The organism is Curtobacterium sp. MCLR17_034 (genome assembly GCF_003234485.1).
Lineage (GTDB): Bacteria > Actinomycetota > Actinomycetes > Actinomycetales > Microbacteriaceae > Curtobacterium > Curtobacterium flaccumfaciens.
Window position 1 is genome coordinate 70,916 of sequence record NZ_QKTH01000011.1, and the last position, 11,847, is coordinate 82,762.

Below are 11,847 nucleotides of genomic sequence, written 5' to 3' on the forward strand. Positions count from 1 at the left end.
GTCAGCGGTCGATCCAGGCGGTGCCGAACCAGGGCGTCGAGACCGGGGTGGTCCGGATGCCGTGCACGGCCGAGCGCACCAGGAAGTGGTTCTGCTGGTCGTACAGGGGGAGCACGGTGTCGCTCGCCAGGATCGCCTTCTGCGCCTGCTCGTACAGGTCGGCACGGTCGTCGGCGTCCGAGGTGCGGGCGGCCTGCTCGAGCAGCCGGTCGACGGCGGGGTCGTCGAGCTGGGCCAGGTTCGCGAAGTAGCCCGACGGTGCCGGTTCGATGCTCGCGCTGTCGTACAGGATGCGCAGGACGTCGGGGCCGACCTTCGTGTACGGGGCGCTGACGACGTCGTACTCGTTCGCGGCGAGGGCGGCGTACCAGCTGGACAGGTCGAGTTCGTCGAGCACGACCTTGAACCCGACGGCCTTCTCGGACGCCTGGATCTGCTGGAACAGGCTGCGCTCGGCCGGCACCGACTGGTTCGTCGAGACGGGGAACGTCACGGTGAGCTGCTGGCCGTCCTTCTCGCGGATGCCGTCCGACCCGACCTTCCACCCGGCGTCGTCGAGGAGCTGCTTCGCCTTGGTGGGGGAGTAGTCGAACCGGCTCTTCTCGGAGTACGCGAGCGGCTCCGCGCTCGAGAGCACCGAGTACGAGCGCTTCGCGGTGCCGAGGAACAGCGACTGCAGGCCGGGGTCGATCTCGGCACCGGCGATGAAGGCCTGGCGCACCGCTTCGTCGCGGAACACCCCGTGCCCGGAGTTCAGCTCGAGCCGGTTCGAGGCGCCGGGGCGCGGGGCGTCGAGGTCGCGGATGGCGCCCTTCGCCGACGCGGCCTTGAGCTGGTCGGGCTGGGCGTTGTCGATCACGTCGACCTGGCCGGACTGCAGCGCGGCGTAGCGCGAGGTCGAGTCCGGCAGGAACCGCCACGTGATGCCGGACAGGCGCGGCTTCGTCGCGCCCCAGTAGTCGGTGTTCTTCGTCAGGGTGACGCGGTCGCCGTGCTTCCAACCGGTGACCTCGAAGGGGCCGGTGCCGACGGGGGACTCGCAGTTCGTCGCCTGCTTCCGTTCGAGCGCCTTCGGGGACTCCATGCCCACCCAGGGCTGCGAGAAGGACTCGAGCAGCGCGCTGTCCGGTCGGCTCAGCGTCAGCGTGACGGTGTGCTCGTCGGTGGCGGTCGCCTTCGTGATGGACTGCAGCGCCAGGTAGCCGGTGCTCGAGGCGGTGGCCGGGTCCTGCACGTGCTTGATGTTCGCCACGACCGCGGCGGCGTCGAACGGGGTGCCGTCGCTGAAGGAGACGTCGTCGCGCAGGGTGAACGTCAGGGTCTTCCCGTCGTCGCTCGTGGTCCACTTGGTCGCGAGCTCGGGCGTGGGTTCGCCGTCCTCGAGCCCGACGAGCTCCTCGATGTACTGCGTCGCCAGGAGTGCCTGCGGGTAGTTGCCGCCGACGTGCGGGTCGAGGCAGGTCGGTTCGGCGTCGCCGGAGGCGTAGGTGAGCGTGCCGCCGGCGACCGGTGTGCTGCTCCCGGTGCTCGTGCCCGGTCCGCTGCAGGCAGCGAGGACGAGCAGGACCGCCGAGGCGCCCGCGATCGCGGTGAGGGTTTTCTGTACTGAGTCCAAGATCATGGCTGACCGAGTCTAACGGTTTACTGGGGCCCATGGACGAACCGATCCGCCGCGGTGGCCGACCCCGACGCTCGAGCGCTGAGGTGCTCGCGGACGCCGCCGCCGAGCTCTTCCTCGAGCAGGGGTACGGACGCACCACGGTCGACCAGATCGCCGCCCGCGCCGGGGTCAGCCGTGCGACGTTCTTCAACTACTTCCCGGCGAAGGCCGACGTGATGTGGCTCGAACTCGACGCCGCCGTCGCCGGGCTGCCCGGGTACCTCGCCGCCTCGACCGAGCCGAGCGTCGTCCGGGCCGTCGAGCAGGCGCTGCTCGCAGCAGCCCGTGCCCACGACCCCGAGCGGGTGCCGTGGGCCGTTGCGCAGGCCGAGGTCATGGGCATCGGGCCCGAGCTGGTGGCGGGCGTCGCGGTCCGGGTGACGGCGCAGCACGAGGCCGTCGCCGCCTTCGTCGCGGGCCGCACGGGGGAGCAGGCGCGCTCACTCTGGCCGCAGACGGTGTCCGGCGCGATGCTCGGAGCCGCCGCCGCGGCGTTCGGGGTGTGGGTCACCGACGGGGTCGGCCGCCGTGCGCTCGTCGAGTACGTCGCGGCGGCACTCACCCCGGTGGTCGCGGGCCTCGACGCCCGCTGACGCGCCGGCGTCTTTGCGCGACGCCGCCTCGCCCGCGTGACGCCGCCGAATCCGGCGGCGTCTCGAGCACATGGCGGCGTCTTGCTGACACGCCGGCGTCTTGCAACACGAACCCCGCCGCCGGCCACCCACCCAGTCGACGCTCACTCCGTGCGCAGGGTCCCCGCGCCACCGGACGCCACGTCCGAAGCCGTGCCGTCCCGCACGACCTCGGGCACGTCGCCGTCGGTCGGCACCAGCGAATCGTCGCCCGGGTAGCTCAGGGTGAGGACGGCCTCCTCGATGTAGGGGCTGTCCTCGAGCGACTGCTCCACCTCGCGCAACCGCACCGCCACGTGTTCCTCGGTCTCGTTCCCCGTCAGGTCGACGGCCGCGACGAGGTACACCCGCGACGGCCCCACGAACTCCAGGTGCAGGTAGGTGACCCGCTCGACCTGCGACCGGCCCAGCAGCTCGACGAGCACGGCGTTCTCGAGCTCCGGGGACGTGCTCTGGCCGAGCAGGAACCGGCGGTTGCGATCGATCAGGACGATCGCGACGATCCCGAGCAGCACACCGATCGCGATGGAGCCGAGTGCGTCGAAGACCGCCAGCCCGGTGACCTGGTGCAGGAACACCCCGAGGAACGCCACGACCAGGCCGATCAGCGCCGCCGCGTCCTCGGCGAACACCGCACGGAGCGTCGGGTTCGACGACTGCAGCACGTGCCGCAGCACCGGGACCTTGCGCTTCGTCGCGGCACCGTGCGCCTGCCGGTACGCCTGCAGGAAGCTCGTGCCCTCGAGCAGGAACGCGACCCCGAGCACGACGTAGTTGAGGACGACGTCCTCGGCCGGCCCGGTGTCCCCGAACTCCGAGATGCCGTGGTAGATCGACACGATCGCACCGGCCGTGAACAGCCCGAACGCCGCGAACATCGACCAGATGTAGGTCTCGCGTCCGTACCCGAGCGGGTGTGCGGTGTCCCGCTTCCTGCCGCCCCGTCGTTCCGCGACGAGCAGGAACACCTCGTTGCCGGTGTCCGCCCAGGAGTGCGCCGCCTCGGCCACCATCGAGGCCGAACCCGACACGAGCGAGGCGATCGTCTTCGCGATCGCGACGAGCAGGTTCGCCCCGAACGCGATCAAGACGGTGACGAGTGACTCCGGGCGTTCTTCTGCGGGCATCGCTCAAGCATGCTCCCGTCCGGTAAAGTCGTGTTCCACGAGCATCGATCCGGCCATCACCGGGGAGCTTCCGGAAGAACGCGGAGCGCACCAGCGCCTCCGTCAGTAGAACCGGGCGGGTTCGGGACCGTCACCATCCCCGACACAGAGTGGTCGCACAGCGCACGTTGGGCGGCAAACGAGGTGGTACCGCGGAACCTGTTTCCGTCCTCGTGGAGATCGAGCGAACCCACAAGGAGTCCCGGTGCCGTACCCGTTGAACGCCGATGCCGATGGCGTCGTCCCCTCGCCGAGCTTCCCCGCCGTCGAGCGGGGCATCCTCGCCTTCTGGAAGCGCGACGACACCTTCCAGGCGTCCATCGACGCGCGACAGGGCTGCCCGGAGTGGACCTTCTACGACGGGCCGCCCTTCGCCAACGGTCTGCCGCACTACGGGCACCTGCTGACCGGCTACGCCAAGGACGTCTTCCCGCGCTACCAGACCATGCGCGGCAAGCAGGTGCACCGCCGCTTCGGCTGGGACACCCACGGCCTGCCCGCCGAGCTCGAGGCGATGCGGCAGCTCGGCATCACCGAGAAGCACGAGATCGACGCCATGGGCATCGACGTCTTCAACGCCGCCGCCAAGAAGTCGGTGCTGCAGTACACCGACGAGTGGCAGGAGTACGTCACCCGCCAGGCGCGCTGGGTCGACTTCGAGGACGACTACAAGACCCTCGACGTCACCTTCATGGAGAGCGTGCTCTGGGCCTGGAAGCAGCTCTGGGACAAGGGCCTGGCGTACGAGGGCTTCCGGGTCCTGCCGTACTGCTGGAACGACCAGACGCCGCTGTCCAACCACGAGCTGCGCATGGACGACGACGTCTACAAGATGCGCCAGGACCAGTCCGTCACCGTCTCGTTCCCGCTGCACGGCGACCGCGCTTCCGCGCTCGACCTGACCGGTGTGCGGGCGCTCGCCTGGACGACGACCCCCTGGACCCTCCCGACGAACGCCGCGTTGGCAGTCGGTCCGGAGATCGCGTACGCGGTCGTCCCGGCAGGGCCTGGAGGCGCGGCTGACGGTGCCGACGCCGGTTCCGTCTCCTACCTGCTCGCGTCGGACACCGTGGCCGCGCACGCGAAGGAGCTCGGCTACGCCTCGGGTGACGAGGCGCTCGCCGCCGTCGCGCGCACGCTGACGGGCGCCGAGCTCGACGGCGTCGAGTACGAGCGGCTGTTCGACTTCCTAGCCGACCAGGAAGGGTACGAGAACGCTTGGCGAGTACTGGTCGCCGAGTACGTCGAGACCGGTGAGGGCACCGGCATCGTGCACCAGGCCCCGGCCTACGGTGCCGACGACCAAGAGGTCTGCGCCGCCGCCGGCATCCCCGTCGTGCTGTCCCTCGACGAGGGCGGCATCTTCACGTCGCAGTTCGGCGAGGTCGCCGGCCTGCTCTGGTCGGACGCGAACAAGCCGCTGACCAAGGCGGTCCGCGACGCCGGCCGACTGCTCCGCCAGGCGTCCTACGAGCACAGCTACCCGCACTGCTGGCGGTGCCGGAAGCCGCTCATCTACAAGGCCGTCTCGTCGTGGTTCGTCCGCGTCACCGAGCTCCGCGACCGCATGGGCCAGCTCAACCAGGACATCAACTGGGTGCCCGACAACGTCAAGGACGGCCAGTTCGGCAAGTGGGTGGGCAACGCCATCGACTGGTCGGTCTCGCGCAACCGATACTTCGGCACGCCGATCCCGGTGTGGCAGTCCGACGACCCCGAGTACCCGCGCACCGACGTGTACGGCTCGCTCGCCGACATCGAGCGCGACTTCGGTCGCCTGCCGGTGAACGCCGAGGGCGAAGTGGACCTGCACCGGCCGTTCATCGACGACCTGACGCGGCCGAACCCCGACGACCCCACGGGCAACTCGACGATGCGCCGGATCACCGACGTGTTCGACGTGTGGTTCGACTCCGGCTCGATGCCGTACGCCCAGGTGCACTACCCGTTCGAGAACCGCGAGTGGTTCGAGTCGCACAGCCCGGCCGACTTCATCGTCGAGTACATCGGGCAGACGCGCGGCTGGTTCTACGTCATGCACGTGCTCTCCACCGCGCTGTTCGACCGGCCGGCGTTCCAGAACGTCATCAGCCACGGCATCGTCCTCGGCTCGGACGGCCAGAAGATGTCGAAGTCGCTCCGGAACTACCCGGACGTCTCCGAGGTCTTCGACCGCGACGGCGCCGACGCCATGCGCTGGTTCCTGATGTCCTCGTCGGTGATCCGCGGCGGCAACCTCGTCGTCACCGAGGAGGGCATCCGCCAGGGCGTCCGCGAGTTCATGCTGCCGCTGTGGTCGACGTACTACTTCTTCACCCTGTACGCGAACGCCTCGGGCCCCGACGGGTACCGGGCCCAGCGCCGGACCGACTCGACCGACGTGCTCGACCGGTACCTGCTCGCGAAGACCCGGGTCCTCGTCACCGACGTCCGGACGCACCTCGACGCGCTCGACACCCCGCTCGCAGCCCAGGCCGTCCGCGACTTCGCCGACGTGCTCACGAACTGGTACGTCCGCCGCTCGCGCGACAAGTTCTGGACCGGGGCCGACGCGGACGCCGGCGCCGAGACCCGTGCGGCGTTCGACACGCTGTACACCGTGCTCGAGACCCTGACCCGGGTAGCCGCCCCGCTCGCGCCGCTCGTCACCGAGGAGATCTGGAAGGGCCTGACCGGCGGACGCAGCGTCCACCTGACGGACTTCCCGGACCCCGACGAGTTCCCCGCCGACGACGCCCTCGTCGACGCGATGGACCGCGTGCGCGACGTCGCCTCGAAGGGCCTGGCGCTCCGCAAGGCCACCGGCAAGCGCGTCCGCCTGCCCCTGGCCACGCTGACCCTGGTGGTGCCGGACCCGGCCGCGGTCGAACCGTTCGCCGACATCCTGCGCGACGAGCTCAACGTCAAGCGCGTGGTGCTCGAGGCCCAGGCCGAGGAATCGCTGGCGCAGTACGGCATCGAGCGGAAGCTCACCGTGAACGCCCGCGTCGCCGGTCCCCGCATCGGCAAGCAGGTGCAGCAGGTGATCCCGGCCGCCAAGAAGGGCGACTGGACCGCGACCGACTCCGGCGTGACCGTCGGTGGCGTCGACCTGATCGAGGGCGAGTACTCACTCGACCTCACCGTGGCCGACGCCTCGGTGGCCGTGGCGTTCCTCGACGAGGGCGGTTTCGTGGTGCTCGACACCGTGACGACGCCCGAGCTCGAGGCCGAGGGGCTCGCCCGTGACGTCGTCCGCGCCGTCCAGCAGGCCCGCCGCGACGCCGACCTCGACGTCAGTGACCGCATCGCCCTGACCCTCCGGGTGGACGACACGGCCGACGGCGCGGTCCGCGCGCACCAGGAGCTCATCGCGGGGGAGACCCTGGCGACGAGCGTCGAGATCGTGCCCCTCGGGGCGGACAACACCACCACCGACGTCGGTGACGGTGCGAAGGTATCCGTGGAGGTAGCACGCGCATGAGTGACCACGACCAGTACGACGACCACGAGGCGAACGAGGAGTTCGTCGGACACGACGAGCTCGACGGTCACGGTGTTGATGGGCGCGACGAGGACGGCATCCGGATCCCGGTCGGCCCCTCCGGCGACGCTCCAGCCGACGCCGTGCCCTACGGCGGCGACGACGACGAGGTCCGCCGCGTCGAGGCCGCCCTGTACGCCCGCATCGGCGAACAGGCCCCCGAGCGCCGGCTGACCGCCACGCGCCGCGCCGTCGAGCTGCTCGGCGACCCGCACCTGGCGTACCCGGTGATCCACGTGACGGGCACGAACGGCAAGACGTCGACCGCGCGCACCATCGAGAGCATCGTCCGGGCCCACGGCCTGCGCACCGGCCTGATGACGAGCCCGCACCTGGTGTCGATCCGGGAGCGAATCGTGGTCGACGGTCAGCCGATCGCGGCGGACCGGTTCGTCGAGAACTGGGACGACATCGCCCCGGTGCTCGAGATCACCGACCGCGAACTCGCCGACAAGGGCGAACTCCCGCTGACCTTCTTCGAGGCGCTCACGGTCCTCGCCCTGGCGTGCTTCGCCGAGGCCCCGGTGGACGTCGCCGTGATCGAGGTCGGCATGGGCGGCGAGTGGGACTCCACCAACGTCGTGCAGAGCCAGGTGTCGGTGTTCACGCCGATCGCCATCGACCACGCGAAGCAGCTCGGTGCCACCGTGGCCGAGATCGCCCGCACCAAGTCGGGCATCGTCAAGCCGTCGTCCGCCGTGGTGTCGAGCCGACAGGTCCCCGAGGCCCTCGCCGAACTCGAGCGCGCCGCCGAGCTCACCGAGTCCACCCTGGCCGTGGAGGGCACGGGGTTCAGCGTCGTCGACGTCACCCCGGCGGTGGGCGGACAGCTCATCACCGTGCAGGGCATCGCCGGCCGCTACGACGACCTGTTCCTGCCGCTGTTCGGCCGGCACCAGGCCGAGAACGCCGCCGTGGCGATCGCGGCGGTCGAGTCGTTCCTCGGTCGCGGGGCCCAGGCCCTCGACGAGGACGTCCTGTCCGAGGGCATCGCCGGCACGACCAGCCCCGGCCGCCTGCAGCCCATCGCGACCGACCCGACCGTCGTCGTCGACGCCGCGCACAACCCGCACGGTGCGAAGGCCCTGGCCGATGCCCTGCCGGTGGCGTTCCCGTCCGAGCACGTCGTCGGCGTCGTCGGGATCCTCGGCGACAAGGACGCCCGCGGGTTCGTCCGCGCGCTCAAGGACACCGTCGCGACGTTCGTCGTGACGCAGCCGCCGGGGGAGCGAGCGCTCGACGCGGACGAGTTCGCCCGGGTCGTCGTCGACGAGGTCGGCGAGGACCGCGTCGTCGTCGAGCCGTCCCTGGCGTCCGCACTGCAGGAAGCGCGCAGCCTGGCCGACGAGGCGGACGCCGAGGACGCCCTCGTGCTCGTCGCGGGCTCCATCGTGATGGTGGGCGCGGTCATGGACCTCGTGCACCGCGAAGGTGAGGCGAAGTGACGGACGCACCACGTCCCCACGAGCACGGCCAGCCGACCTCTCCGCAAGCTCCGCGGTCGTCTGGAACCGGCTCGCGTGGGCCCACCTCCCGGCCGGGCCGCGCACCGCGCACCCGGAAGCCGCGCCGCGAACGCGGGGCGCAGGAGAGCCTGCTCTCGATCACGCTCGTGCTCGAGGCGATCATGTTCTTCTTCCCCATGCTCGTCGTCTTCGGCAAGGGCACGCTGCCGCCCGCAGCGGCCTTCGGCGGGGGCATCGGCGCGATCATCGTCCTCGCAGCTGCCTCACGTCTGACGGGCAACCGGGCCGGTGTATGGTTCGGGTGGCTGCTGCAGGCGGCCATCCTCGCCACCGGGTTCATCGAACCGTTCATGTTCGCGGTCGCCGTGGTGTTCCTGGCGCTGTGGGTCTTCTGCTTCGTCAAGGGCGGTCAACTGGACCGTCAGAACGCCGCGCGCCGAGCGGCCATGGGCGAGGACTGACCACCACATTCGACCCCGAACACAGGGAGTACTGCGTGTCCGACTTCGAAGAGACCCTCGTCCTCGTCAAGCCCGACGGCGTCGCCCGCCAGCTGACCGGTGAGATCCTCCGCCGGATCGAGGCGAAGGGCTACGAGCTCGTCGACCTGAAGATGCTCACGGCGCCGCGTGACCTGCTCGACGCGCACTACGAGGAGCACCAGGGCAAGCCGTTCTTCGAGCCGCTCGTCGAGTTCATGCAGTCCGGTCCCGTCGTCGCCGTGCGCGTCGCCGGCAACGGTGCGATCGCGGGCTTCCGCTCGCTCGCCGGCACCACCGACCCGACCTCGGCCGCGCCCGGCACCATCCGTGGTGACCTGGGCCGCGACTGGGGCCTCAAGGTGCAGCAGAACCTGGTCCACGGTTCGGACAGCCCTGAGTCGGCCGCGCGCGAGCTCGCGCTCTGGTTCGCCTGAGCGACGGGGACGACGTGACGAACAACGACCGACCCACCAAGAACGAGCGGCGTCAGCACGCCCGAGAGGTCGCACGCCAGCGCGCGGACGCCGAGAAGCGCCGCAAGCGCCGCAACAAGTGGTTCCTGCAGGGCGGCATCGGCCTGGGCATCGTGGCGATCGCCGCGATCATCGCGATCGTCGTGGTGAACGTGAACAACGCGCCCGTGGTGTCCGCAGCCGGGCCGAAGAACATGGCCACCGGCGCGATCCAGTTCACCGGCCAGGACGGCAAGGTCACCCCGGTGACCACCCCGGCCGTGTCCGCGACGGGCTCGGCCTCGCCGGTCCCGACGGCGAACAGCGACGGTGCCGTGACGGTCACCGAGTACGTCGACTGGGCCTGCCCGGTCTGCAAGCAGTTCGAGGCGGCCTACTCCGACCAGATCCTCGACAAGGTGAAGTCGGGTGACGCGACCCTGGCGATCCAGCCGGTGTCGATCCTGGACCGCAGCTACGCGGGCTCCCGCTACGCCAGCCGTGCCGCGAACGCCGCCATGTGCGTTGCGAACTACGCACCGGACAAGTTCCTCGACGTGCAGACGCAGTTCTTCGAGAACCAGCCGGCCGAGGGCACCAAGGGCCTGACCAACTCCGAGATCGCGAAGCTCGTCAAGGCGGGCGGCGCGACCGGTTCGGACCTGTCCCAGTGCCTGTCGTCCGAGCAGTTCAAGGGCTGGGTGACGAAGTCGACGCAGGCCGTCACCACGAACGAGGCGCTCGCGGGCACGCAGGGCTTCGGCACGCCGACGATCGTCGTCGACGGCAAGCGCCTGGACGACCTGAGCACCGTCATCACCGCGATCGACGCCGCGGCGAAGTAGCACTCCCCGCACGACCGACGGCCCTCGCTCCCATCCGGGAGCGGGGGCCGTTCGTCGTGAGGGGGGGGGCTAGGACGTCCCGCCGTGCTCCCGGACGAAGGCCGCGAACGCGTCGACGTCGGCGAGGGACGCCGCGCCGTCCGCGTTGTACTGCTCGCCGTCGACGATGATCGTCGGCGTGCTCGTGATCCCGTCGAGCGACGAGTTCGACACCGGGTCGTTCATCGCCCGGTTCGTGGCGTCGGCGACCCACCCGGCGAAGTCCTGCCGGGTGATGCACGGTGTCACGGCTGGGTCCGTCGCTCCGGCTTCGCGCGCGAGCGACGCCAGCTCGTCGTTCGTGAGTCCGCGCGTGCTCTCCGAGGGCTGGTGATCGTAGAGCGAGCTGTTGAAGGCCAGGAACGCGTCCGGGTCGTGGTCCGCGACGCACGCGGCAGCCGCAGCGGAGCGGGTCGAGTACCGCGATCCGAGCGACACGCGGTCGAGCAGCCCGAGCGGATGCAGCTCGAGGGTGGCGGTGCCGTCCCCGACCCACTGCCGGATCCGGGGCATCTGGGCCGTCTCGAACTGGTTGCAGTACGGGCACATGTAGTCCGCGTAGATCGTGATCGCGGTCTTCGAGCCGTCCTGCTCGGTCGGCGTCGGGGTCCCGCCGTCGGGCACCGCGCGCGTCTCGACGGGCACGATCCTGCCGTGCACCCCGGTGAGCAGGACGCCGTCGCTCGCCGCGTTCCGCGGACCCGGCCCGGCGGGCTGCACGGAGTTCGCGATGACCAGGACGACCACCGCGACCACCGCGAGGCCACCGACGATGATCCCGCTGATGCCGAGTGTGCGGAGGCGCCGGCGTCGAGACTGCTCCGCCGCCCGTGCCGCTCGCGCACGTTGCCGTGCGGCGTCCCGGCGCGCCCTGCTGCTCTCGATCTCGCTCATCGATCCCGAGCGTAGGGGCAGCGGGGACGGCTCAGAAGCTGGTGAGGACCGCGGGGAACTTGATGATGATCGTGACGATGATGACCAGGTAGTTCGCCAGCGCGAACGCCCAGCTGAAGGGCAGGAGCGACCGCCCGACACGCTGTGCCCCGGCGCCGAAGCGACCCTGGGCGGCGTTCCAGATCGTGAACACCCAGAACATCGGGATCGTCATCGACCAGACGAGCATGCACCACGGGCACAGCGCGCCGATGACGAACACGGTCTGCGTGAACAGCCAGGTCACGAACACCCACGCCAGGAAGACCCCGGCGTTGAAGACGATCCAGAACCAGCGCGAACCGTTCCGGAACCCGGCGAGCAACAGCACGGCGACGGCGATCGGGGCGACGAACCCCATGACGCCGAGCAGCGGGTTCGGGAACCCGAACAGGTGCCCCTGCCAGCTGGCCATCACGTCGGAGCAGTTGATGAACGGGTTCACGTCACAGCTCAGGACGGCCTTCGGGTTCTCGTACTTCGTGAACTCGTCGAGGACGAGCCGGAACGAGCCGAACAGGCCGACGAACCCGGTGACGAGCAGGAAGACCGCCATCGCGATCGGACGACGGGGGGCAGGTGCAGACGCGGTCACGCGGTCATCATCGCATGCGGGTTCCGGTGCTTTCCGGGTGCGGCATGCGATAAT

10 protein-coding genes are annotated in these 11,847 nt (G+C 70.3%); 6 read left to right on the forward strand and 4 right to left on the reverse strand.

Annotation, left to right across the window (positions count from 1 at the left end):
* Nucleotide 1: 1 nt before the first annotated feature.
* The gene (locus DEI98_RS12255) at nt 2-1,621 is read right to left on the reverse strand and encodes an ABC transporter substrate-binding protein (protein WP_111100876.1); all 1,620 of its coding nucleotides are present in this window, start codon (nt 1,619-1,621) and stop codon (nt 2-4) included.
* Nucleotides 1,622-1,653: 32 nt separating this feature from the next.
* Here DEI98_RS12255 and DEI98_RS12260 point away from each other — a divergent pair, with 32 nt between their 5' ends.
* Nucleotides 1,654-2,253 carry a TetR family transcriptional regulator gene (locus tag DEI98_RS12260; RefSeq protein ID WP_110864855.1) on the forward strand — a complete coding sequence of 200 codons (600 nt, stop codon included), beginning with the start codon at nt 1,654-1,656 and terminating at the stop codon, nt 2,251-2,253.
* A 143-nt stretch (nt 2,254-2,396) separates the two neighbouring features.
* On the opposite strand, the gene DEI98_RS12265 is transcribed toward DEI98_RS12260, so the two are convergent.
* Complete coding sequence (locus DEI98_RS12265; RefSeq protein WP_111100877.1) at nt 2,397-3,419, reverse strand: cation diffusion facilitator family transporter; 1,023 nt, start codon at nt 3,417-3,419, stop codon at nt 2,397-2,399.
* A gap of 244 nt (nt 3,420-3,663) precedes the next feature.
* On the opposite strand from DEI98_RS12265, the gene ileS reads away from it, so the two are divergent.
* Genes ileS through DEI98_RS12290 form a run of 5 tightly spaced genes read left to right on the forward strand, consistent with a single transcriptional unit; the run spans nt 3,664 to nt 10,226 of the window.
* Entirely contained in the window at nt 3,664-6,921 is a 3,258-nt protein-coding gene (gene ileS, locus DEI98_RS12270) for an isoleucine--tRNA ligase (RefSeq protein WP_111100878.1), read from the forward strand.
* A complete protein-coding gene (locus DEI98_RS12275; RefSeq protein WP_181438027.1) occupies nt 6,918-8,426 on the forward strand; it encodes a folylpolyglutamate synthase/dihydrofolate synthase family protein in 1,509 nt (502 codons plus the stop codon). Before ileS ends, DEI98_RS12275 begins: the two co-directional genes overlap by 4 nt.
* On the forward strand, nt 8,423-8,908 hold the full coding sequence (locus DEI98_RS18395) for a DUF4233 domain-containing protein (RefSeq protein WP_146243512.1): 486 nt from the start codon (nt 8,423-8,425) through the stop codon (nt 8,906-8,908). The genes DEI98_RS12275 and DEI98_RS18395 overlap by 4 nt, the downstream gene beginning before the upstream one ends.
* Before the next feature lie 35 nt (nt 8,909-8,943).
* Entirely contained in the window at nt 8,944-9,363 is a 420-nt protein-coding gene (ndk, locus tag DEI98_RS12285) for a nucleoside-diphosphate kinase (RefSeq protein WP_017885984.1), read from the forward strand.
* A gap of 14 nt (nt 9,364-9,377) precedes the next feature.
* On the forward strand, nt 9,378-10,226 hold the full coding sequence (locus DEI98_RS12290; RefSeq protein WP_071405555.1) for a thioredoxin domain-containing protein: 849 nt from the start codon (nt 9,378-9,380) through the stop codon (nt 10,224-10,226).
* 69 nt (nt 10,227-10,295) lie between these two features.
* Here DEI98_RS12290 and DEI98_RS12295 read toward each other — a convergent pair whose 3' ends face one another.
* Together DEI98_RS12295 and DEI98_RS12300 are read right to left on the reverse strand one after the other, a co-directional pair.
* Nucleotides 10,296-11,159 carry a thioredoxin domain-containing protein gene (locus tag DEI98_RS12295; protein ID WP_111100879.1) on the reverse strand — a complete coding sequence of 288 codons (864 nt, stop codon included), beginning with the start codon at nt 11,157-11,159 and terminating at the stop codon, nt 10,296-10,298.
* A 31-nt stretch (nt 11,160-11,190) separates the two neighbouring features.
* Complete coding sequence (locus DEI98_RS12300) at nt 11,191-11,793, reverse strand: vitamin K epoxide reductase family protein (RefSeq protein ID WP_258370841.1); 603 nt, start codon at nt 11,791-11,793, stop codon at nt 11,191-11,193.
* Nucleotides 11,794-11,847 lie beyond the last annotated feature (54 nt).

Excerpts from the sequence above, each read along its gene's own strand:
- DEI98_RS12260 (WP_110864855.1), top strand. The coding sequence starts at position 1,654 with ATGGACGAACCGATCCGCCGCGGTGGCCGACCCCGACGCTCGAGCGCT.
- DEI98_RS12265 (WP_111100877.1), bottom strand. The coding sequence starts at position 3,419 with ATGCCCGCAGAAGAACGCCCGGAGTCACTCGTCACCGTCTTGATCGCG.
- DEI98_RS12275 (WP_181438027.1), top strand. The coding sequence starts at position 6,918 with ATGAGTGACCACGACCAGTACGACGACCACGAGGCGAACGAGGAGTTC.
- DEI98_RS12295 (WP_111100879.1), bottom strand. The coding sequence starts at position 11,159 with ATGAGCGAGATCGAGAGCAGCAGGGCGCGCCGGGACGCCGCACGGCAA.
- DEI98_RS12255 (WP_111100876.1), bottom strand. The coding sequence starts at position 1,621 with ATGATCTTGGACTCAGTACAGAAAACCCTCACCGCGATCGCGGGCGCC.